General features: G+C 69.6%; 24 protein-coding genes and 2 riboswitches. Of the genes, 11 read left to right on the top strand and 13 right to left on the bottom strand.

The genetic code is table 11. From position 1 onward, the window contains the following. Positions 1 to 82: 82 nt before the first annotated feature. The gene (locus tag Q1A98_RS11190; protein WP_299573268.1) at positions 83 to 925 is read left to right on the top strand and encodes an FAD:protein FMN transferase; all 843 of its coding nucleotides are present in this window, start codon (positions 83 to 85) and stop codon (positions 923 to 925) included. On the opposite strand, the gene Q1A98_RS11185 is transcribed toward Q1A98_RS11190, so the two are convergent. Continuing rightward, positions 910 to 2181, bottom strand: coding sequence for an HNH endonuclease signature motif containing protein (locus Q1A98_RS11185; protein ID WP_299573267.1), 1272 nt, complete (start codon positions 2179 to 2181; stop codon positions 910 to 912). The two genes, Q1A98_RS11190 and Q1A98_RS11185, sit on opposite strands and share 16 nt — an antisense overlap. 658 nt (positions 2182 to 2839) lie before the next feature. Here Q1A98_RS11185 and Q1A98_RS11180 point away from each other — a divergent pair. The 5 genes from Q1A98_RS11180 (at position 2840) to Q1A98_RS11160 (ending at position 5191) form a co-directional block, all read left to right on the top strand. After that, positions 2840 to 3208, top strand: a complete 369-nt coding sequence (locus Q1A98_RS11180) for a hypothetical protein (protein WP_299573266.1) — start codon at positions 2840 to 2842, stop codon at positions 3206 to 3208. Then, the gene (locus Q1A98_RS11175) at positions 3205 to 3720 is read left to right on the top strand and encodes a hypothetical protein (RefSeq protein ID WP_299573264.1); all 516 of its coding nucleotides are present in this window, start codon (positions 3205 to 3207) and stop codon (positions 3718 to 3720) included. Before Q1A98_RS11180 ends, Q1A98_RS11175 begins: the two co-directional genes overlap by 4 nt. 128 nt (positions 3721 to 3848) lie before the next feature. Continuing rightward, entirely contained in the window at positions 3849 to 4202 is a 354-nt protein-coding gene (locus Q1A98_RS11170; RefSeq protein WP_299573262.1) for a DUF3291 domain-containing protein, read from the top strand. Positions 4203 to 4212: 10 nt separating this feature from the next. Further along, positions 4213 to 4644, top strand: coding sequence for a hypothetical protein (locus Q1A98_RS11165; RefSeq protein ID WP_299573260.1), 432 nt, complete (start codon positions 4213 to 4215; stop codon positions 4642 to 4644). A gap of 61 nt (positions 4645 to 4705) precedes the next feature. Further along, positions 4706 to 5191, top strand: a complete 486-nt coding sequence (locus Q1A98_RS11160; protein ID WP_299573258.1) for a CHAP domain-containing protein — start codon at positions 4706 to 4708, stop codon at positions 5189 to 5191. A 13-nt stretch (positions 5192 to 5204) separates the two neighbouring features. On the opposite strand, the gene fmdA is transcribed toward Q1A98_RS11160, so the two are convergent. Both fmdA and Q1A98_RS11150 read right to left on the bottom strand, forming a co-directional pair. Then, entirely contained in the window at positions 5205 to 6458 is a 1254-nt protein-coding gene (gene fmdA, locus Q1A98_RS11155; RefSeq protein WP_299573255.1) for a formamidase, read from the bottom strand. 36 nt (positions 6459 to 6494) lie between these two features. After that, a complete protein-coding gene (locus Q1A98_RS11150; RefSeq protein WP_299573253.1) occupies positions 6495 to 6776 on the bottom strand; it encodes a zinc ribbon domain-containing protein in 282 nt (93 codons plus the stop codon). Between the two features lie 86 nt (positions 6777 to 6862). Between Q1A98_RS11150 and Q1A98_RS11145 the strand changes: the two genes are divergently transcribed. Next, complete coding sequence (locus tag Q1A98_RS11145) at positions 6863 to 7657, top strand: exodeoxyribonuclease III (protein ID WP_299573251.1); 795 nt, start codon at positions 6863 to 6865, stop codon at positions 7655 to 7657. A gap of 34 nt (positions 7658 to 7691) precedes the next feature. Here Q1A98_RS11145 and Q1A98_RS11140 read toward each other — a convergent pair whose 3' ends face one another. Together Q1A98_RS11140 and Q1A98_RS11135 are read right to left on the bottom strand one after the other, a co-directional pair. Next, a complete protein-coding gene (locus tag Q1A98_RS11140) occupies positions 7692 to 8144 on the bottom strand; it encodes a limonene-1,2-epoxide hydrolase family protein (protein ID WP_299573249.1) in 453 nt (150 codons plus the stop codon). A 109-nt stretch (positions 8145 to 8253) separates the two neighbouring features. Then, positions 8254 to 8598, bottom strand: coding sequence for a GNAT family N-acetyltransferase (locus tag Q1A98_RS11135; RefSeq protein WP_299573247.1), 345 nt, complete (start codon positions 8596 to 8598; stop codon positions 8254 to 8256). 244 nt (positions 8599 to 8842) lie between these two features. Continuing rightward, positions 8843 to 8956: riboswitch (TPP riboswitch) on the top strand. On the opposite strand from Q1A98_RS11135, the gene thiC reads away from it, so the two are divergent. Continuing rightward, a complete protein-coding gene (gene thiC / locus Q1A98_RS11130; protein WP_299573246.1) occupies positions 8947 to 10596 on the top strand; it encodes a phosphomethylpyrimidine synthase ThiC in 1650 nt (549 codons plus the stop codon). Its footprint overlaps the riboswitch before it by 10 nt. A gap of 25 nt (positions 10597 to 10621) precedes the next feature. Here the strand turns inward: thiC and thiD are convergent, their stop codons facing one another. From thiD to thiO, 6 genes are all read right to left on the bottom strand, one after another. Beyond that, positions 10622 to 11467 (bottom strand): bifunctional hydroxymethylpyrimidine kinase/phosphomethylpyrimidine kinase, encoded by an 846-nt coding sequence (gene thiD, locus Q1A98_RS11125; protein ID WP_299573245.1) that lies wholly within the window; start codon positions 11465 to 11467, stop codon positions 10622 to 10624. Between the two features lie 54 nt (positions 11468 to 11521). Continuing rightward, positions 11522 to 12292, bottom strand: coding sequence for an ABC transporter permease (locus tag Q1A98_RS11120; protein ID WP_299573244.1), 771 nt, complete (start codon positions 12290 to 12292; stop codon positions 11522 to 11524). Continuing rightward, a complete protein-coding gene (locus Q1A98_RS11115; RefSeq protein ID WP_299573241.1) occupies positions 12289 to 13218 on the bottom strand; it encodes an ABC transporter ATP-binding protein in 930 nt (309 codons plus the stop codon). Before Q1A98_RS11115 ends, Q1A98_RS11120 begins: the two co-directional genes overlap by 4 nt. A gap of 69 nt (positions 13219 to 13287) precedes the next feature. Next, on the bottom strand, positions 13288 to 14070 hold the full coding sequence (locus tag Q1A98_RS11110; RefSeq protein ID WP_299573238.1) for a thiazole synthase: 783 nt from the start codon (positions 14068 to 14070) through the stop codon (positions 13288 to 13290). Continuing rightward, a complete protein-coding gene (thiS, locus tag Q1A98_RS11105; RefSeq protein WP_299573235.1) occupies positions 14063 to 14263 on the bottom strand; it encodes a sulfur carrier protein ThiS in 201 nt (66 codons plus the stop codon). Before thiS ends, Q1A98_RS11110 begins: the two co-directional genes overlap by 8 nt. After that, the gene (gene thiO / locus Q1A98_RS11100) at positions 14260 to 15327 is read right to left on the bottom strand and encodes a glycine oxidase ThiO (RefSeq protein WP_299573233.1); all 1068 of its coding nucleotides are present in this window, start codon (positions 15325 to 15327) and stop codon (positions 14260 to 14262) included. The genes thiS and thiO overlap by 4 nt, the downstream gene beginning before the upstream one ends. Continuing rightward, positions 15325 to 15439, bottom strand: a riboswitch (TPP riboswitch). (Overlaps the previous gene by 3 nt.) 44 nt (positions 15440 to 15483) lie before the next feature. Here thiO and thiE point away from each other — a divergent pair. Further along, entirely contained in the window at positions 15484 to 16173 is a 690-nt protein-coding gene (gene thiE, locus Q1A98_RS11095) for a thiamine phosphate synthase (RefSeq protein ID WP_299573231.1), read from the top strand. Between the two features lie 142 nt (positions 16174 to 16315). Further along, the gene (locus Q1A98_RS11090; RefSeq protein ID WP_299573228.1) at positions 16316 to 16777 is read left to right on the top strand and encodes a hypothetical protein; all 462 of its coding nucleotides are present in this window, start codon (positions 16316 to 16318) and stop codon (positions 16775 to 16777) included. 6 nt (positions 16778 to 16783) lie between these two features. On the opposite strand, the gene Q1A98_RS11085 is transcribed toward Q1A98_RS11090, so the two are convergent. After that, the gene (locus Q1A98_RS11085; protein ID WP_299573225.1) at positions 16784 to 20623 is read right to left on the bottom strand and encodes an Ig-like domain-containing protein; all 3840 of its coding nucleotides are present in this window, start codon (positions 20621 to 20623) and stop codon (positions 16784 to 16786) included. Between Q1A98_RS11085 and Q1A98_RS11080 the strand changes: the two genes are divergently transcribed. Then, positions 20604 to 21356 (top strand): hypothetical protein, encoded by a 753-nt coding sequence (locus tag Q1A98_RS11080; protein WP_299573223.1) that lies wholly within the window; start codon positions 20604 to 20606, stop codon positions 21354 to 21356. The genes Q1A98_RS11085 and Q1A98_RS11080 overlap by 20 nt on opposite strands. Before the next feature lie 266 nt (positions 21357 to 21622). Here Q1A98_RS11080 and Q1A98_RS11075 read toward each other — a convergent pair whose 3' ends face one another. Continuing rightward, on the bottom strand, positions 21623 to 22090 hold the full coding sequence (locus tag Q1A98_RS11075; protein WP_299573221.1) for an NUDIX hydrolase: 468 nt from the start codon (positions 22088 to 22090) through the stop codon (positions 21623 to 21625). Positions 22091 to 22168: the final 78 nt, after the last annotated feature.

Raw genomic sequence — 22168 nt, 5'->3', positions numbered from 1 at the left:
CTTCTCGGTCGGCTCACAGTCGGCGTCCAGGTTCGCGGATCACCGTGGTCGTCACACGAACCGCAACCCCCAGGAGCCCGCCATGATCGCCACCGCACATCTCACCGGTCTCGGAACCGACATCGCGGTGTCGGTCACCGAGCCCGCCTCGCTCGACTCCGCGGCGAGGGAGCTCGCGCGGCACGCGCACAACGTCGCGTTGACCGTGGACCGCACCGACCCCGGTTCGGAGATCCACGCGATCGACGTCGCGGCCGGCACGCCTGTCCTCGTGAGCGCGATCCTGGAACAGATCGTGACCCGCGCGCTGCACTTCGCCGACATCACCGACGGGGCCACCGAATCGGTCCGTCGCAGTGCGGTTCCCGACGACCGGTTCCTGACGCGGATGCGGTTCCGGGCGGACGGCTCAGCACCCATCGTCGTCACCACCGATCAGGTGGTCCCCGTGTGGCATCGACCGCGCCTGGGCGGGGGGATACTGGAGGTCCCGGTGGACGTGCGTCTCGAGCTGATGTCGACGGGCCGCGCCTTTCTCGCCGACCATGCCGCTCATCGCATCGCCGACCGTCTCCAGTGTGGCGTGATGGTCACCGTCGGCACTGTGAGCGCGACGGCGGGCCACCCGCCGCTCGGCGGGTGGGTTCTCGACGCCGGGACGCCGTCGGCGACGGAGATCCATGACGGGTCGGCCTGCGCGGTTGTCTCCGCCGCGGACGTCGCCGGCCTCCCCCGCGGTCCGTTCGAACCGCGACCGCACACCGACCTCGCAGTCGCCACAGTGGTGGCGGGCGACGCCGGAACAGCCCACGCCGCTGCGATACTCGCTCACGTGGATCCTGCACGCGCGCAGGCATGGGCCGAGGCGGAGGACATGCACGTCGTCCGTACCTCGCACGCGCACGCGCCTCACGCGGCGGCCTGATCCGCCCCGGCCGGTGCTCGGGATCGGTGTTCGTGACCGGTCGGTGTTCGGATGAGCGCGTCGTGGGTGCCGTCGTCGTCGATCGCGGTCGCGACCTGCCAGCCGGGGCTCTCTTTCTGCCGGTTGTGCGTCCGACACTCCCCCAGCCCGTTCAGGGCGTCCGTCGCACCGCCGTCGTGGTGGGGGTGGGCGTGGTCGATCTCGACGATCGGGGCATCGCAGTACGGGAACCGACACGACACATCCCGCCGGGTGATGAACCGGCGCAGACCGGACGGAAAGATCCGGGCCTTCGACTCCATGGCAACCAGCGCCCCGCTCGCCGGCGAAGCGAACAAGCGCCGCAGCGTGACCAGGGCGTCGGCGTCGAGGGCATCGGTGATCAGGTCTCTGGCGGTGTCGGCCGGGACGACGCCATAGCCGGGGACCTCCGCCGCGGCGTCGGATCCACCGGTGAGCACCTCGGCGCTGAGGACGACGTCGACGGAGATGGCCACGTCTTCGGCGCGGGCTTTGCCGGTGAGGCGTTCGATCACGGTGTCGGCCATGATCTGGGCGTGGCTGCGGTCACCGTCGCCGACGAGGCCGTCCGCGTGTTGCTTGATCGCGGCGTAGGCGGCGATCCCGGCCTTCATCGGTAGTAGCGCGGAGAGCTGCACCATCGCATCGGGTTTCGGCCGCATCGTGACGCGACGGTCCTTCGGCGCGGATGCGTTGCGATCGACGACGGCGTGTGGGTCACGCTGGTAGGCGATCTGCTTGGCCAACGCCTCCAGAGCGCGGTCACCGACCCCGTCGAGCGTGGCCGGGTCGGAACACAGTGCGTGATCGATGACGCGCCGATCCTCGACCTGGAGGTAGCCGGTCTCGCGGACCAGGATCGTCGCCCGCCACTCCGACAACGAGCCGTCGCGCAGGCGAGCGAAGGTGTTGGGCATCTCGCCCATCGCGCGGGCGAACCCGAGATGCCGGCCACCGGCGTTCCCGGAGACTCGCCGCGCCAACGCCACCTCCGCTGACAGTCCGCGGCACCGTCTCTCGACTGGCACGCCACGCTCGGCCTCGGCGGCGGACCGCAACTCCTGCAACCGCAGAGTGTCGGCGGCCTGCCCCGCGGCACAGGCCCATTTGATCGACTCCATCAGGGAGATCCGATCAACCGCCTCGGCTTCATCACCGGCAGCGGGAAGGTGGGCGAGCACAGCCATCACATCACGCAGCGCGTCCCGCGCGTCGATGGTGCCCGCCCTCGTCATGGGTACATGTGTACATGAGGGGTCCGACAACTCCCGGCGACGAAAGTGGTTTGTACACAACTCGATTCACTTCCACACCAACCCGTCGAGTGGGCGGTTGGGGAGGTCGAGTGGGCAGCTCCAGACAATCACTCTTCCCCCTGAGTCGAATCGGACGTATCTTTGCCATAGGTGCACCGGAACCCGAGGCCTTCGCGCGTCGGTTCGTCGACTGTCCGGTGGTCATGTGACGTCTCGCTCCCCTTCCCTCACCGTTCAGATCGCTCCGTTCGAATATGGCTGCTGCAGAAGCGCTCCGGTCGTAGGTGAGGTTCTGTCCGGCGCCCTGTTCGCCTACCCTGCCGACCAAGTCGCCTCGGTCGCACCCGTCGAATGGGATGCCGATCGCAATCTCGTGGCCGTCGACGGTGGGACAGCACTGTGGGCATGTGACGACGAGTTCGACTTTCTCCGAGACGTCAGCGTCTGGATCTCGTGGCACCGTGATGGCGTACCCGGTGTGCAAGCGTCTGGAGTCGTCTCTGCTCTTGTTCAGGACTTCGTCGGACCGCCAGAACATGGCTCGCCACGACTCCGACGGACGGTGGATGCGGTGGAGAGATTTCCGGCGCCGATCGTCGACTCAGACGGGCTGAGGTACGAACCGGGATGTGTCCACGTGACTCTGGACGATCTCGTTCTTCTCGAGCCGACCATCCACGAGGTCCTCGAGTTTCGACGACAGGCGGAACGGTCGCGTCGAACGCTGCACATCACCGCCCCCGCGAGATGTTTCGGAGCGACGGTCCCCGCTCGCCATGCGCGTGTCACGATCAACCTCGACGACCCCGCTGTCGAGGTCAGTGGGGCAGCTGTCGTCGACCGAGGCGTCGTCACCGGGATCGCCACTCAGGTCAGCGTGGCGCAGATCGTCCGGATGATCGACGACTGCGGTCTGATGATGCCTGCACCGATTGCGGCGGGAACGCCGGCGGAAGACGTCCGCGACAGCCTGTTCGTCGTCCTGGTCCTCGACGAGGATTCGTGACCGAACTCTGGTTGCTAGAGGATCTGGAGCCGTTCCCGCACCCACCCGTGGCCGGCGACGTCTTCTCGCCGACCACGTTCTGGCTCGATGCCTCGAGCGAGGTCTGCGAGTCTCCGGTCCCTACGGAGATCTGCACGCGGGTCACAGCCCGTGTGGAGCCGAGGCTACACGGCGACCACACCGAGTGGGTCGCCGAGTTCGACGGCGGTTTCCAGACGATGCTCCGCGGTGATCACAGACCGGGCATCGTCGAGCTTCACGGCTGCCTGTTCTGGGACCGCTATTCGCAGCTCGATTTCCTGACGGAACCGAGAGGCTCGGTCCACCTGCTCTCACGCAGCTGCCTAGTGCAACGACGTCGACTCATGCCGACCCGGTATCCGCACTGGTTCACCCCGCACTACTCCGGCCCGCTTCGTCTCGTCAACGCCGCAGCCGTTCCCGACGACCACGACGTACGCCTGCGCGCTCTACGGGTCCAAACAGACCTTGCGACGCCGCCGGATCTGTAGAACACTGTTCTATAGAACGACGTACTACAGAAGCGTCGTCGCGAAACCCAGTGAGGTGCACCACGCCGACTCTTCCGTGGACGCCCGGACCACGACAGGCAGCCTCCATCGAGGGAGACGTCGTCGTGATGGCCTCGCGGCTCGAGGTGTCGTCGTATCGCGCGGTCCCCGCGTTCTTTCTTGCCGCGCTCCGCATCCACAAACAGGTGCGTCAATCCGACGGTGCCATCGGGGTCTCGCTGGTCGCCCGGCCACTCCGACGGACCTTCTTCACGCTGAGCACCTGGCGTGACCGCGGTGCGGTGACCGAGATGGTCACATCCGAACCGCACGCCTCTGTGATGGCCGCATTCCGCGGTCGTACCTCAGACGCCACCTTCGTGTTCTGGGAGGAACGGGCCGGCGTCCGGCCCGACTGGGACGACGCACTCCGTCGGTTGGACGACGCCGGCCGGGCGAGCGGGGCCGGACCCTCGTCGTAACCTGACGTCGATGACGCTGCGCATGCCTCCGCCCATGGATCCGGGACCGCCCGAGCCCGGACCGCCGGAACCCGGGCCTCCCAACGACGAGAGGCGTCGCCGGACGCGGATCCTGGTCGCCGTCGCGGCGTTGCTGGCATTGATCGTGATCGTCCTGTCGATCGGGGTGTCCTGCCGCGGCGACGACACCCCGACCCCCGCCGGCACGACCACGGTGACGAGCACTGTCGACACGACCACCCCCGACGAGACGACCACGACGACGACCGACGACACCACCACCGATCAGACGACCACCGCGACGCAGCAGGCACCTGCTCCCGCGGCGCCGGCGACCCCGCCCGGCCAGCAGAAGAAGCAGGACAAGCAGGACAAACCCGGCAAAAACGGGAACGGCGGACCCGGTGATGCGGGAAAGGGTGCGCCCGGCCCGCCGAGATGAGATCGTGTCCTGCGTGTTACCGATCCTTCATCGCGCGGGCCTGAGGTCAGGACGCGCGGCAGTGGTCGCCCTTGCTGCGACCGCGCTCATCGGCGGGGCGAGTGCTGTCGTCCCCGCATCCGTCGCCCCCATCGCTCCCGGGGTCGCGGCGGCGGCACCCGCACCCCGTGCCGTGGGCCAGACCATCGGCTACAACACCGGAATGCCCGGCCAGTGCACGTGGGGCGCGATGCAGAGGTTCCGCGCCTTCAGCGGCCGCTACGCCGCGCTCGCCGGCAACGCGAAAGACTGGTACCGCAACGCCCGAGCGACCGGCTGGTCCACATCGCTGCGGCCGCAACCGAACTCGATGGTCGTGTTCCAACCCGGTGTGCAGGGCGCCAGCCCCTACGGCCACGTGGGCTGGGTCGATCGCGTGGTCCCGACGCGCACCGGTGTGGCCGTGCACATCTGGGACATGAACGGCCCCGGCGGACCGTTCAGCACCCGATGGTGGTGGACGACGAACACACCGGGGATGAGTTACATCCTGGCGCCGTCGCGCTAGAGGCCCCGCGGCATCAGAAGCTCGAGTGCGGCGCCCCGATCCCCGGGTCGATCGTGACGGGGCCTGCGGCGGTGGGCGTCACGGGGAAGTCGAAGATCGCCGTCGGCAGGTACACGGTGGCACAGGCGTTGGGGATGTCGACGACGCCCGACAACCGGCCCTCGATCGGCGCGGCACCCAGCAGGAGGTACGCCTGCTCGGGTGCGTAGCCGAACTTCGTGAGGTAGTCGATGGCGTGCAGACATGCCCGCTGATAGGCGAGATGTGAGTCGAGGTAGCGCTGTTCACCGTCGAGGGTCACCGACGTTCCGGAGAACGCCAGCCACTCCGAGAACTGCGGGTCGGTGGTGCCCGGCATGAAGATCGCGTTCTCGCTCACGCCGTAGGTGCTCATCCCGTCGGGGATGATCTCGACGCGCAGATCGATGAACCCGCCCATCTCGATGGCGCCGCAGAAGGTGATCTCGCCGTCGCCCTGTGAGAAGTGCAGGTCGCCGACCGAGAGGTTCGCGCCGTCGACGAACACCGGGTAGAAGATGCGGCTTCCCTTGGTGAGGTTCTTGATGTCCTGGTTGCCGCCGTTCTCGCGAGGCGGTGCCGTCCGTGCGGCCTCTGCAGCCGCAGCGTCGAACGCGTCGCCGGTCAGGGTGCCCAGGATCGCGTCCTTCGGCAGCGGCGGGAGCGCCAGCGGCGGCACCCGATCCGGGTCGGTCGCGATGAGCGCCGCCTCCCGGGTGTTCCACGTCGACAGCAGATCCTTCGACGGCGCGGTGCCCATCAGTCCGGGGTGGACGATGCCGGTGAACTCGACGTGCGGGACGTGCCGTGAGGTGCATCGCTGACCACTGAAGTCCCAGATCGCCTTGTAGGCGTCGGGGAACTGCTCGGTGAGGAAGCCACCGCCGTTGCGGGTCGGGAAGATCCCGGTGTATCCCCAGCCCTGGCCGGCGAGCGGTCCCGAGTCCTCCTGAGGGATCGGCCCGAGGTCCAGGATGTCGACGATCAGCAGGTCACCGGGCTTCGCGCCCTCGACCGCGATCGGCCCCGACAGCACATGGACGCCGTCGAGCGGGGCGTCGCGGATGTCGTCGGCCGAGTCGTCGTTCACGATCGCCCCGTCGAACCACTCCCGGCAGTGCACCCGGAACTCGTCGCCGGGCTTGACCGTCACCGCAGCGGGGATGTCGGGGTGCCAACGGTTGTGCCCCACCTTCTGCTGATCGGTGAAGGACTTCGTCGAGTCCAGCGGGAAGATCAACTCGGGCATGGTGACTCCTGTCGGTCGGTGGACTCGGGGGCGGACTCAGGGCCGCGGCAACCGTCGATGCCGGGGATCGGTGGTGACGCGACGGACCGGCGCGGTGCGGCCGGGTATCGCCGACACCACTGCGGGCCGATCAGCGGTCGCTCGCGTCGCGTCGAGGAGTCGGGTGGTGCCGGGATCCGCACCCGTCGCGACGGTGGTGATGACCCGACGGGCGGGCGCACCGCATGTCGCGCAGTCGATCTCGTCGGGAACCGCGGCCATCGAGAACGCGCGGTCGACGTCGGGGCACGCCGCGCAGCGGAACACGTACAGCGGCATGGCCCTCCCGATCGTGGTGGTTCCCCGAACGCTACGACCGACACCTCGGACCTGTCCACCGGAGCGGGCAACTACCCTCGGTCGGCATGCGCATCGCGACGTGGAACGTGAACTCCATCCGGGCGCGGGCGGAACGCGTCGCCGACTGGCTCGCACGGTCCGACGTCGACGTGCTCGCGATGCAGGAGACCAAGTGCTCCGACGACCAGTTCCCGACGATGACGTTCCTGGCCGCGGGATACGACGTCGCGACCGTCGGGCTGAACCAATGGAACGGCGTGGCGATCGCGTCGCGGGTCGGGCTCGAGGACGTCGCCATCGGCTTCCCCGGACAACCCGGGTGGGCCCGCGACGCGGAGACCGCACCCGCGCAGGAGGCACGCGCGATCGGCGCGACGTGCGGAGGTGTCCGGGTCTGGAGCCTGTACGTGCCGAACGGGCGCGCGCTCGACGACCCGCACTACACCTACAAGCTCGAGTGGCTGGCCGCGCTGCACGCTGCGGGACGCGCGTGGCTCGCCGACGACCCGGAGGCGCAGATCGCGCTGACGGGTGACTGGAACATCGCACCGACCGACGACGACGTCTGGGACACCGAGTATTTCGCCGACAAGACGCACACGTCGGGCCCGGAGCGCGCCGCGTTCCAGGCCGTCGTCGACGCCGGATACAGCGACGTCGTCCGTCCGTTCACGCCGGGCGAGTTCACGTACTGGGACTACACGCAGCTGCGGTTCGCTCGCCGCGAGGGCATGCGCATCGACTTCACCCTCTGCTCACCGGCTCTCGCCGCGCGGGTGACTCACGCGGCGATCGATCGACAGGAGCGAAAGGGCAAGGGCGCCAGCGACCACGCGCCTGTCGTCGTCGACCTCGACTGACGCCGACCGGCCGTCATGCCCGCTGACTGGATCCTCATCGCGCGCGAGAGAGTTGCGGCCGCAGCCCCGGCACCACGACCCCGACAAGAGCACGACAGGTCGCGGTGAGCATCGTCAGGAAGTCGAAGTAGTCGCGCCACAGAATGATCCGACCGTCGCGGACCTCGAAGACGCCGCAGACCCAGAAGGTCAGCACGAACGGGCCGACGGCGAGAAGATCGGTTCGCTCGTTGAGGACGATCCCCGCCCCGTCACCGCTCGCGCGGTGGACGACCACGTCGAACCGTCCTGCACGCAACATCCGACGAAACAGGGCGATCGTCCGGCGCCCGCCACGGATGCTGGGCAACCCCACGTTCTGATAGAGCAGGTCGTCGTCGAGAAGAGCTGCGGCGGTGTCGAGATCACCATCGGCGAGAGCACGAAGGAAATCATCGACGACGGCGACCTGCTGCGTCACCGTGTCGACTGCGGTGGAATCGGTCATCGCCTCACCCTACGACGGCCTGCCTCCGACCCGGGCAGCCTGCGGACGCCCTCCCAGCCAGGTCCACTCCGGCGTCACCGTCGCTGCGCCCAGCAGTGTGGGCGTCCGGTCAGACGGCGACGGCGGCGTAGGCCGGATGGGTCGTGAGGAAGTGCCGGGTGAACGTGCAGACGGGGCGGACCTTCGCACCGGTGTCGACGACGTACTGCAGGACCCCGGTCGTCAGTCGGGACGCGAGCCCGTGGCCGGTGAACTCGTCGTAGAGGACCGTGTGCAGGACGGTGACGACCTGCTGGCCGCCGACGTCCTCCACCGAGTAGCCCAGCACCCCGACGAGGTCGCCGGCGACGTACAACTCGAACCGATCGCGCTCGGCGTTGTGCCTGACCTCGGACAACTGTTGCAGGATGGACTGCGCCGACTGCTCGGGCTTCTTCTTCCGCCTGACGTGCATCGCCACCTCCTTCGGAATCCTTCGCATTCGATGTGACAGTGGTCACAATATCGCGTGCTACGCCTACGTAGGCGTAGTTACGGAACTGTTCGGTCATTCGTGACCACTTCGAGTCGGATGCTCTGGGGTGGGTCACAGGGCGGTCGCGACCCCCCACATCCATCAGACGCACGAGGTGCCCTCCCGGTTCCCGGTCGACGCGTACGCTCATCGGCGGGGCTGATCGACGTCCCCGCCACAACTGCACACCTTCCACGGGGGCTCTCACGAAACCGAGGGCTGAGATGGCGGCAGGCGGCCGCCGACCGACTGAACCTGACCGGGTAATGCCGGCGTAGGGAGCACTCGATGACGACCGATTCCGTCACGTCCATCACCACCGGCCCCATCCGCGGGAGCCACAAGCACCACGAGCCCGTGGACGGCATGTCCGTGCCGTTTCGTCGGGTCGAGCTGTCGAACGGCGAGCACCTCGATCTGTACGACACGTCCGGGCCGTACACGGACTCCCCACCCCACACCGATCTCGACGGCGGACTGCCGCGCACCCGTGACGCATGGACCCGCCCCGATCCCGTCGACGGTGCATCCACCCAGTTGGCCTGGGCGCGAGCGGGTCTCGTCACCCCGGAGATGCGCTACATCGCGGCACGGGAGGGCGTGGATGTCGAACTCGTCCGCTCCGAGGTCGCGATCGGGCGCGCGGTGATCCCCGCCAACCACAACCATCCCGAGTCCGAGCCGATGATCATCGGCAAGGCGTTCGCGGTGAAGGTCAACGCCAACATCGGCAACTCGGCCGTCACGTCGTCGGTCGCCGAGGAGGTCGAGAAGATGGTGTGGGCGACCCGCTGGGGCGCGGACACGATCATGGACCTCTCCACCGGCGACGACATCCACCTCACCCGCGAGTGGATCATGCGCAACTCGCCCGTGCCCGTCGGGACCGTGCCGATCTATCAGGCGCTCGAGAAGTGCAAGGGTGATCCCACGAAGCTGACGTGGGAGATGTACCGCGACACCGTCATCGAGCAGGCCGAGCAGGGCGTCGACTACATGACCGTCCACGCCGGCGTCCTGCTGCGATACGTCCCCCTGGCCGCGCACCGGGTCACCGGGATCGTCTCCCGCGGAGGGTCGATCATGGCGGCCTGGTGTCTCGCGCACCACCGCGAGTCGTTCCTGTACACCCACTTCGCCGAGCTCTGCGAGATCTTCCGCCGCTACGACATCACCTTCTCCCTCGGCGACGGACTACGCCCCGGGTCCATCGCCGACGCGAACGACGAGGCGCAGTTCGCCGAGCTCCGCACCCTGGGCGAACTGACCGGTATCGCCAAATCCCATGGAGTGCAGGTGATGATCGAGGGACCGGGACACGTCCCGATGCACAAGATCGCCGAGAACGTGCGGCTGGAGGAGGAGTGGTGCGAGGAGGCGCCGTTCTACACCCTCGGACCGCTCGCGACCGACATCGCACCCGCGTACGACCACATCACGTCGGCGATCGGGGCGGCGATGATCGCCCAGGCCGGCACGGCGATGCTCTGCTACGTGACGCCCAAGGAGCACCTGGGACTCCCGGACCGCGACGACGTGAAGGTCGGCGTCGTCACCTACAAGATCGCCGCGCACGCAGCCGATCTCGCGAAGGGACATCCCCGGGCCCAGGAGCGTGACGACGCCCTCAGTCGGGCTCGGTTCGAGTTCCGCTGGAACGACCAGTTCAACCTCGCCCTCGACCCGGACACCGCCGTGGCGTACCACGACGAGACCCTGCCCGCCGAGCCCGCCAAGACGGCCCACTTCTGTTCGATGTGCGGCCCGAAGTTCTGCTCGATGCGCATCTCCGCCGACGTGCGGGCGTTCGCCGAGGAGAACGACCTACGGACACAGGCCGACATCGACGCGATGCTCGCCCGCGAGATGGACCGCAAGTCCGACGAGTTCATCGCGAACGGCAAGAACGTCTACCTGCCGATCGAACCCGTCGGCTGAGCGCCGAGGGCGGGTCGCCTCGGGATCAGTCCCGCGCGACCCGCCAGAGCGGGTTGACCGGCCCATGGCCGGCGCCGAGGGGATAGGACCAGCGGATCGACTCGCTGACCCACCCCTTGGCGAACCGGGCGGCGTCGGGCACCGACATCCCGTGCGCCAGAGCACTGGTCATCGCCGACGCGAGGGTGTCGCCGGCACCGTGGTCGTGCGGGGTGTCGATCCGTTCGTAGTCGAGGCGGACGAAATCCGTTCCGTCGTACAGCAGGTCGGACGATCGCGGGCTCGACCGGAGATGCCCACCTTTCACGATCGCCCACTGCGCACCCATCTCGTGCAGGGCCACGGCCGCTGCACGTTGGGTCTCGTCGTCGACGACCTCGATCCCGGTGATGAGGACGACCTCGTCGAGGTTGGGGGTGACGACGGTCGCGATCGGTATGAGGCGTTCGCGCAGTGCGCTCATGGCCTCCACGGCGAGCAGGCGGTCGCCGTGCATGGACGCGCACACGGGGTCGATGACGAGCGGGATCGGTCGGTCGCGGCCGATGCCGACCTCGGCGGCCACGTCGACGATGGCGTCGATGATCTCACCGGTCGCGAGCATCCCGGTCTTCACGGCATTCAGCCCGATGTCGTCTGCGACGACACGGATCTGGGCGGCGACGGTCTCCGGCGGGATGGTGTGCACGCCCGTCACACCGAGCGTGTTCTGGACGGTCACGGCGGTGACGGCGACGCAGCCGTGGACGCCCGTGAGGGCCATGGTGCGCAGATCGGCGGCGACACCGGCACCGCCGCCGGAGTCGGTGCCGGCGATGGTCATCGCGCGGACGGGCGTCTGTCCGAGAGGGGCGGTCGGCAACAGTTCCACGCCCGTGAATCTACGCCGACCGCACCGGCCTCGGACGGCCCCGCCGGACCTCGGTCAGGCGTCGCGCCGCTGGGTCAACGCGATCCCCGCGGTGAAGATGACGATCGCCCACAGCGCGAAGTACAGCAGCGACCCGTAGGGGCCCCAGGGGTAGTCGATGCCACCCGTGTTCGTCGTGTCGCCGGAGAGGAAGTGCGCCGAGTTGTTGAACGGCAGGTACGGCGCGACGGCCTTCACCTTCGGGATGGACGACAGGATGGTCTCGATGGCCAGCGACCAGATGAGGAGGATGACGATCGCACCGGCGGTCTGACGGACCAGCGCACCGACGCCGAGTCCGATGAGCACGCAGAGGATCGCGTAGACGGGTATCCCCCAGTACTGCCGGACGGCGTCGCCGCCACCCAGATCGATGGCCGATCCCGCGTCGCCGGCGAGGGAGGTGCCGAGCACGATCGTCACGACACTCAGGATGAGCGTGACGACGCCGGCCAGGCCGCCGTACACGATCGCTTTGGCGCCCAGCACCATCTCGCGTCGCGGGATGGCCTGGAACGTGGTGCGGATGGTGCCGAACCGGAACTCGCTGGTCACGGCGAGGACCGCCATGATCATCAGGACGAGCACGCCGATCTGGGACACCCCGATCGCGAAGAACGACGGGTCCCGGAGATCCGAGGCGTCGGACGTGGCCGTGCTCGAGGACAGGACCCCGATCAGGATCGATATGAGGATGCCCAGGACGACGACGATGCCGACGCACCAGTAGGGCGAGCGGGTGCTGAGCAGCTTGATGCGTTCTGCGTCGATGGCGTGGCTGATCATCGTGCACCTCCCTGGAGGCCGGTGGAGCCCGAGTACTGGACCTGGTCGGCGGTCAACGACATGAAGACCTCCTCGAGCGACGCGACGCTGCCCGAGAGTTCGTGCAGGACGATGTTGTTCGCCGCGGCGAGTTCACCGACACGATCGGTGGTCACGTCGGGGACGGTCATCACCGGGGACCCGTCGGACTTCGGGGCCGGTCGCAGGCCCTCCGCCTCGAGGACCCGATGCAGTTCCTGCAGTTGGGGACTGCGGACGCTGACGGTGCGCTGCGCCTGACTGGTGAACTCCGCGACGGAGCAGTCGGCCATGAGACGGCCCTTGCCGATGACGATGAGGTGATCGGCCGTGAGCGACATCTCGGTCAGCAGGTGACTTGACACCAACACCGTTCGGCCCTGTGCGGCCAGCGCTTTCATGAACTTGCGGATCCAGACGATGCCCTCGGGATCGAGCCCGTTGACCGGCTCGTCGAACAGCAGGACACCGGGATCGCCGAGGAGGGCGCCCGCCAGACCGAGCCGCTGGGACATGCCGAGGGAGAACCCACCGGCGCGCTTGCCGGCGACCTCGGTGAGTCCCACGTCGGCGAGGACCTGGTCGACGCGTTGGGTGCCGATGCCGCTGGCCGCGGCCATCCACCGCAGATGTGAGCGGGCGGACCTGTTCGGGTGCACCCACTTCGCGTCGAGCAGAGCGCCGACCTGCCGCAGCGGGTCGTCCAGCTCGCGGTACGGCTTGCCGTTGACGGTCGCGGTGCCCGAGGTGGGGTTGTCGAGGCCGAGGATCATCCGCATCGTCGTCGACTTGCCCGCGCCGTTCGGCCCGAGGAAGCCGGTGACCATCCCCGGCTTCACCTCGAAGGTGAGGTTGTCGACGGCACGGGTGCTCCCGTACGTCTTGGTGAGTCCTTGCACGCTGATCACAGCCGCGACTATGCCAGCCGGTCGCCCACCCCTGCATCGGACGAAAGGATGGACACCGGGTCCGCGGGATCAGCCGGGAGTCGGTGTCCAGTCGAGGTCGGGTGAGGAGGCGTGGGCCCAGAAGCGTCGGGGGATGCGGCCGGCGTGTCGTGCGAGGTGACCGGCCTCGACGGCGCGGGCCATCGCGGTGGCCATGGCGACGGGGTCGTCGGCGCGGTTGACCGCGGACGCCAACAGAACTGCGTCGCAGCCCAACTCCATCGCCAGCGCGGCGTCGCTCGCGGTCCCGATACCGGCGTCGAGCACGATCGGGACGGTGGCCGCCGCGACGATCATCGCGATGTTGTGTGGGTTCGCGATCCCCAGTCCGGTCCCGATGGGCGAGCCGAGCGGCATCACCGCGGCGACCCCGGTGTCCTGGAGGCGGGCGGCGAGGATCGGGTCGTCGTTGGTGTAGGCGAGCACGGTGAACCCGTCGGCGACGAGGTCGTCGGCCGCGTCGAGCAACTCGATCGGGTCGGGCAGGAGTGTCCGGTCGTCGCCGGCGATCTCGAGCTTCACCAGGTCGGTGTCGAGCGCTTCGCGCGCGAGCTGCGCGGTGAGGACGGCCTCGGCCGCGGTTCGTGCGCCTGCCGTGTTGGGCAGGATCTCGATGTCGAGGGACGCCAGCAGGTCGACGACACCGCTGGAGCCGCTCGCCCCCGCCCGACGCATCGCGACCGTCGTCAGCTGCGTGCCGGACGCGACCAGCGCACGACGCAGCAGGTCGTGGTTGGCCGCACCCCCGGTGCCCATGATGAGCCGCGACGAGAACTCGCGCCCCCCGATCACCAGCGGCGCCACGTCAGCCACCCTGCACCGCCGTCAGCACCTCGACGCGCGCGCCGGGCGCGACGCCGTCTCCCCACGACGACCGCGGCCGCACGCTGCCGTCGACGGCGACCGCGACCCCCTGCTCGGGCAGGTCGAGCCGCTGCAGCAGCCCGGCGACGGTGATGTCGGCGTCGACGTCGTGGTCGACGCCGTTCACGGTGACGGTGATCATGCGAACCTCCCGGGATCGAGGACAGGGGACCAGCGCTCGTCGGGTCGGTCAGCGAGGGCGCCCAGGACCAGGTCGGCGGTCAGGGGCGCCAGCAGGATGCCGCCGCGACCGTGTCCGGCGGCGACGACCGTCCGCGCGTCGAGCCGACCGATCATCGGCAGCCCGTCGGGGGTGAGCGGGCGGAAACCGGCCCCGACCTCCTCGAGGCGGTACTCGGCGAGGCCGGGCATCAGGTCGGCGGCATCGCGCAGGAGATCGGCGACGCCACCCGCGCGGGGCGCGGTGTCGTCGCGGTCGGACACCTCGTACTGCGTCGCGCCGACGACGACCCCGTCGGGACGCGGCACCACGTAGACCTGTCGTCCGTGCCAGCGCGCCCGCACGACGACCGACGGGGGCGCGGGCGCGGTCGGGGTGCGACGCAACCGGAGTACCTCGCCTTTCTCGATCCGCACGGGGGCGTCGGGAACCAGGGCGGGAAGCCAGGCACCGGTGGCGACGACGATCTGGTCGGCGTCCAGCTCCGACAGCGCGCCCACCGGACGGCGGCACGTGCGGACACCTGCGGCGGCGCAGGCACGCGACAACGCGCGCAGGACCTCCCGGTTGTCGACAGCACCCTCACCGGACGCGAGCACACCGCGCCGGATCCCTCCGAGACCCGGTGCGCACGAACGCAACTCGCGGGATGCGATCGGCTCGACGGACACCGACCGCGCCGAACACCACTCGCCCACCGCGGTGAGCTCCGCGAGGTCCGACCGGTCGGCCCCGACGAACAGCGTGTCGCGCGCAACGCGGACGTCGGGAGCGTCGAGGTCGTCGGCGAATCCCGACCACCGCGACGCGGCGTCGACGGTGAGGGCGAACGCGTCGTCGTCACCGATGCGGGCCTCACCGACCACACCGAGCATCCCGGCGGCCACCTGCGACCCCGAGGCGGCGCGACCGTCGTCGACGAGCATGGTCTGCCAGCCGGCGAGCACCGCGCGCCAGGCGATCGCGGACCCGACGACACCGCCTCCTACGACGGCGAGCGTCCGGGGCGGTGCGGAGAGACCCATGGTGGTGGAGAACCTTCCTTCGCCGGCATTACCCGGATCAGGTGTGACGGTCGGCGACGGATGGTGTCGCGATCTCAGCCCGGCCGTTCCCCGAGCCCCCGTGTGTGTCGGTTCGCCAGCCTACTCGCCGACGATCGGCCACTACGGTGGCTGACCGTGGACCTCCGCACACGACTCGACGACGCCCGGCTCTACCTGTGCACCGACGGGCGCCGCGAGCGCGGGGACCTCGTCGACTTCCTCGACGCCGCTCTGAGCGGCGGTGTAGACATCGTGCAGTTGCGGGACAAAGGATCTGCCGGCGAGCGGGAGTTCGGCGCGCTCGAGGCCCGGCAGGAGCTCGACATCCTCGCGACCATGCGCGAGGTCGTGGACCGCCACGGCGCGCTCCTCGCCGTCAACGACCGCGCCGACATCGCCGCCGCCGCGGGCGCCGACGTACTGCACCTCGGACAGGACGACCTGCCGCCCGCGGCGGCACGCGCGATCGTCGGGCCCGACACGGTCATCGGACGATCGACCCACGACGCGGTCCAGGCCGACGCCGCCGACGCCGACCCGGACATCGACTACTTCTGTGTCGGACCGTGCTGGGCGACGCCGACGAAACCGGGCCGCGCCGCCGCCGGCCTCGATCTCGTCGCGCACGCCGCCGACACCGACCGTCGGCTGCCCTGGTTCGCGATCGGCGGCGTCGACGCCGACCGGACGCCCATCGTCCGCGACCGGGGCGCCCGCCGGATCGTCGTGGTCCGGGCGATCACGGCGGCGGACGATCCCGAGGCCGCAGCCCGACGACTGCGACAGATCGTGCTTGCCGACGGCGAGGGCTCGGGTCTAGGCTGATCGCACCATGACACGCGCACTCGTAGTAGCCCGCCGCAGCGGGGTCTGATCCGACCGACCCCCCGTCTGCGGGTCGTCAGCGCGCTCTTCTCTCTCGGTCACCCTCTTCCGCGCCGCGGCGCGATGACAGAAGACCACCGTCATGACCACACTCCTGGACCACCGGTCCACCACCGCTCCCTGCGCGTCCGCGCACTTCCCCGGGCTCCTGCCGCGAGCCGTCCGCGCCGACGCCGACTCCCTGACCTGGGAGTCGTTCCTCGAGGCATACGCACCCGGCGCGGGCATCCGCCTCGGCAGTTGGCACGCGACACCCGCCCGCAACGACCTCACCGAGTACCACGCGACGATCGCCGCCGGCGACCGCATCTGGTCCCTGCGTGAGTCGACGACCGGTCCGCTCGCCGCGGCCACCGCGATGTTGCACGCGACCGGCACCTGCGTCGAGATCACCGGACTGCACCAGCAGCGGGTCGGGACGCAGACGGTCATGCTCGTCGAGGTCGAGTGCGACGGCCGTCGCGCCTGGGGCCTCGGGATCGACGACGCCGCCGACCGCGCGGGTGTCGTCGCCCTGCTCAACGCGCTCGATCGCGCGGCCTGACCCGCGTCAGACCCGCGGCTCCAGCGACGCGGTGTCCACGACCATCACCGTCCGATCGGCGTCGTCGTTGGTGATCCACAGGTGGTTGCCGTCAGGGGAGACATCGACACCCGTCGTCCGGTATCCGGCGGCCACCACCGAGACCACTGCGTTGGTCGCAGTGTCGACGGCGATGACGCTGCCGGGGTCGGTCGGGAGCCAGAGGTCCTGTGCGCTGTAACTCCCGTAACTGGCGATGTAAACACGCGTGCCGTCCGGTGACACTGCGACGGAATGAGGGATCGTGGTCCCCAGCTCGACGGTCGACAACACCGAATTGGTCTTCGTGTCGACGACGAGCAACTTCCCGAGGTAAGTGGCCACGTAGACACGCGAACCATCGGCGCTCGTCTCGATCGCCGCGGCCAGGTCGTTCGGGGTGGGGATGACCGCTTTCGGCGTCAACCCCTCCAGCGCGACGACGCCCCCGGCATCGGGTTGCGCGACGTAGACGTACTTGCCGTCAGCGGAGCCGGCGACCAGCTGATACCCCACGAGCCCGCTGACCGGTGTCAGGAACGTCCTCGGGGCGGTTTCCGACGACCCACCCCGTTGCGGCTGCGCGTCGCCGTACCCTCCCGGGTTGCTCACGCGCTTCAGTGCAACGATCGGCGCCGCTGAGAACACGTCCCACGAGTACAGATAGTCACTGTCGGTGTAGCCGTAGTCGGTGGTCTGGAACGGAACGTACGCAGAGTGCCCGAACGCGTCCTGCAGTTGCAGCAGTGCGGTGCCCCTGCTGGTGGCCAGGAACCCCACCTCGGTGCCGTCATAGGCGACGTACCAGGAGATGTCGTTGATCTGTGCGTCCCAGGCGACCGTCCGGGTGACGGCCCCGGCAGCGTCGAAGAAGGTGATCGTGCTCCCTGGAGACGACCTGACGTTCGTGATGACGTACCGACTCCCCAGCGGGCTGACACCGGTCTGGGTGCGCGTGGCGAGTCCGGTTCCGGCGGGGCCGATCCCGGTCAGTCGCGCCGCGTAGACGGTGACGACGACCGTGGTAGGGGCGCTGACCGCGCCGCGGCTGTCGGTCGCGGTGACCATGAAGGTGGTCTGGCCCGCCGGAGACCCGAAGGCGGGGCGAGTGGTGGGGGTGTAGGTGTACTTGCCGGTTGCGGTGTCGACGGTGACCACCCCGTTGTCGGGCTGGGTGATGGTGTAGCCGACCACCGCGTCACCGTCGCTGTCGGTGTAGCCGAGCGAGCCCGTCACCACGCCGGTCGCGATGTTCGGTGACGGTGGCGAGACGTTCGCCATCGGAGCCGAATTCGCCGGTGCGGGAGCGATGGTGACCGTCATGGTCGTGACCGCGCTACGCCCGCCGCGGTTGTCGCTGACGGTGTAGGTGAAGGAGTCGCTGCTCGCACCTGTCTGCCGATCGGCCGTGTAGGTGATCTGACCCGTCTGCGAGTTCACGACCGCCGCTCCGTGCGACGGCCCCGAGACGATTGTGACCGTCGACGGGACGAGCTGACCGTCGGGATCCCGATCGTTCGCCAACGGGTTGACGACTGCGGGAGTTCCGGCGGTGACGGAGACCGTGTCCGCGACGGCGATCGGCATCACGTTGGCCGGCGGTGCGATCGTGACGGTGACCGTGACCGCAACGGAGCCACCGTGCCCGTCGTCGGCCGTCGCGACGAAGGTGTCGCTGGTGGAGCCCCCCGAACCGGCTGCGGCTCGTGCCGCGTCGGTCGGGGTGAAGACGAACGTCCCGTTCGCGCCGACCGTCACGATTCCTGTGGTGGGGGGCGTGGTGAGCCGCCAGGTGAGGGAGTCGTTGTTCGCGTCGGACGCGGAGAGCGTGCCGGTGACGACACCGGTGGTCGTGTCGGGTACGGCGACCTCGGGCGGAGTCGGCGTCGGGTCGGTGTTGACGCCCAGGATCTGGACGACCACCGGGATCGTCGTGGTCCCCCCGTGACCGTCCGTCACCGTGATCGAGACGGTGTCGCTGTCTGTGCCGATCGCGCCCGATGCTGCGGAGTGACGGGCCTGCGCCGTCGGGGTGTAGGTGAACGCCCCGGTACGGGCGTCGACCACAACCGCTCCCTTGACGGTGTTCCCGGCCGAGTAGGTGAGTGTGTCGCCGTCGGCGTCCACGGCGGACACGGCTCCGGTGGTGACGCTGGTCGAGGTGTCGAACGAGGTGCGGGTGTACCCGCCGGTGACCGGGTCCGGGGTCGGCTGCGTGTTCGCCGGGACGATGCCTGCGACAAGAGAGAAGTCCTGCGTCCCCCCGTGGCCGTCCGCGACGGTGACCGTGAAGACCTGGCTCCGGAACACGCCCGCGGCCGCGGCGTGCATGTCCGCTGCGCTCGGGCGGTAGACGAACCTGCCGGTGTCGTCGATGGAGACCGTGCCGCCGGTGGTCGTCGTGGCCGTGTAGGTGAGGGGGTCGCCGTCCGGGTCGGTGATGTCGATGCGACCGGTGGTGCTGCCGTCGGCGGAGATGGGGTCGTACACGACGCCACCGGTTCCGAGAACCGGCGCGCGGTTGAGCGGGCTGATGGGTACCGACACGTCGACGGTGATCGTTCCGCCGTGCCCGTCGTCCGCGGTCACGGTGAACGAGTCGACGGTGGCGCCGCCGGGCGCGGCCGCGTCGTGGCGTGCCTGCGACGACGGGGTGTAGACGAAGGCACCCCCCGACGTCATCGTGACCTGCCCCCCGCGGGCGGTGGTGATCGTGCCCGGGCCGAACGTGACGGTGTCGAGGTCGACGTCGGAGGCACGGACCGTCCCTGTCACGGTGCCGTCCACGGCGGGCTGTGTGACCGAGACCTGTCCGGCCACCGGAGCGGCGTTCGCCGGTGCGACGACGACGGACACCGGGATGGTCAGTGAACCGCCGAACCCGTCGGTGACGGTGATGGTGAACGAATCGCTGGTCGGACCGGTGGGAGCGGCGGCGCCGTGACGGGCGGTGGCTGTCGGCGTGTAGGTGAACTGGCCGGTCGGGGTGACCGTGACCTGGCCACCGAGAACCGTCGTCGACGGGGTGTAGGTGACCGTGTCACCGTCGGCGTCGCGGACGACGACATTCCCCCTGACCACACCGTCGGCTCCGGGTGCGCCCACCGTGGTCTGACCGTCGCGGACCGGCGCCGCGTTCTGCTGCGCCACCGGCACGACGACCGACACGGATGCTGAACCGCCGTGTCCGTCGTCGGCGGTCACCACGAAACTGTCGGTGGTCGGACCTGCGTGGGCGACCCCGGCGGACGGTGTGTAGGTGAAGCCACCGCCGGTGGACATGACGACGCTGCCCTTCCCGGGGGTGGAGGCGGCGTAGGTGATCGAGTCCCTGTCACCGTCGGTGACGGTCACCGACCCTGTGACCACACCGTTCGTGCCGGGGGTACCCACGACGACCTGGCCGACGACCGGCGCTGCGTTCGCCGGCACGATCGGCACGGTGACGGTGATCGCACTTCGCGAGAACCAGTTGTGCGCGGTGACCGTGACCGTGTCGGTGCGGCGGCCCGTCGACGTGGCGGCGTCGTGGCGTGCGGTGTCGGTCGGGGTGTAGACGAACCGGCCGTCGCGTCCGACGGTGACGACGCCGGAGACCGATGTGGTGACCGTGTACCACTGCGGGAGCCAGAGCGGGCTCGTGAACTGGGCGCTTCCCGTGACCACGCCGGTGGAGGGATCGACGACCGTGGGCGATGTCTGCCCGGTGCGGTAGGGGGCGAACACCGACTGGATGCGACGGAAGATCGCCGCGAGGAGATCACCGATCGGGTTGGCGATCGGCGCCGGGGCGACGGGAAGTCCGGTGGTGGTCGAGGCGACCGGCAATCCCAGGATCGTCAGACCGACGGCCGCCAACGTCGATGCCGGCGCCGAGGACACGCTCGGTGCGGGGACGCGGAGCGCGGCCGGGGCGACGATGCGGTTCGGGGAGCCGGCCCCCGATGCCGGCGGGACGGCCGGCAACGCTGGTCCCGAGGAGGGTGTCTGCGTCGTCGCGGGATCCCCGCCGGCGGTCGACGCGGTCGAGCGTGCGGTCGTGGCCGGCAGCGAGACCGGGGTCGAGGACGACGTCGTCGCGGGCGGCAGCGTCGCGGCCGATGTCGTGACAGGCGGCGTCGTCGTGAGCGATGTCGTCGCGGGCAGCGTCGTCGTCGAGCCTGTACGGGGTGCCGTCGTCTCGGGTTCCGCGGGAGAGGCCTCGTCGTCGGACGAATCCGCGGCGGGCGTCGGCGTTGCCGTGGTCGTGGGCCCGATCGACGGGACGGACGAGGGCGAGGTGGAGGACGGCCCACCGCCCTCGCCGACCGTGGGACGTGCCGACGGCTCCGCGGATGTCTCGGCCGAGGCCGACGACGTCGACTCGTCGGCGCCGGTGGTGTCGGCGACGGCGACGCCCTGTCCGGCGAACAGTGCGGCCCCGACCCCGACGGCAGCGGCGCCCGATCGCATCCACACTGTCATCGAGTGCTTCTGCGTCGCGCCCATGCGGCGCTCCCGCGACCGCCGCGCCGACTTCGCCGCACGCGCCTTTGCCTTCGCCCGATTCCGTACCCGATGAGCACTCACGACCCGTGATCCGTTCTCGCAGCGCGACGCGGCGCACCACCCGGGCCTCGCATCGGACATCACGCGCGCTTCTGCACCACTGGACGAGAACGACTTGCCGGGACTCCCGCGAATCATAAACGGAGACCGACGATTTCACGCAATGTACGTTGCGCGAAACAACTTCTCGCGTCGCCCGATCGCGCGAACACCGCCGAAACAGCCCGGCAGTGTGCGGCCCGGCGTCCTATTCTGCGCGGCGCGCGCCCCATGCAGGCGTCAGAGCGACCGCAGGTGCTCTCTCAGCGTCGGCCACGCGCGGGCGAAGGCGGGGTGCAGGGGCAGGCTGTCGACGGTGTCCTCGCCGACCCAGCGCAACTCCGTCGACTCGACGTTCGCGACCGTCGACAGCGGTTCGGGGACCTCGGCGATCACCGTCGTGTAGGTCCATCCGCCGGCCGCGGTGTGGGTGACCACCTCGCCACGGACGGTCAGCGCGGCGGGCACGATCCCCGCCTCCTCCCCCGCCTCGCGGACCGCCGTGTCGACAGCGGTCTCGTGGGAGTCGCGTGCCCCGCCGGGCAGGGCCCACGTCCCGCCCTGGTGCGACCACAACGCACGGTGCTGGAGCAGCACGGCGCGTCCGCCGTCCTCGACGGGCGCGCGCAGCAGCAGTCCCGCGGCACCGTGGAGACCCCAGTACCGGGCCCCGCCGTCGAACACCCAGCCGTCTCCGTCTCCGCGCACGCTCCCCGGGCCTCCTCGACATCGCCGGGCCGCCGACTGCCGGCGGCCCCGCGAACCCACGGTAACGACCCCGCGCGG

It is taken from the genome of uncultured Williamsia sp. (genome assembly GCF_947494875.1).
Classification (GTDB): Bacteria; Actinomycetota; Actinomycetes; order Mycobacteriales; family Mycobacteriaceae; genus Williamsia_A.
The sequence above is the reverse complement of the archived record's forward strand: the minus strand, read 5'-3'. Positions and strand labels throughout refer to the sequence as shown.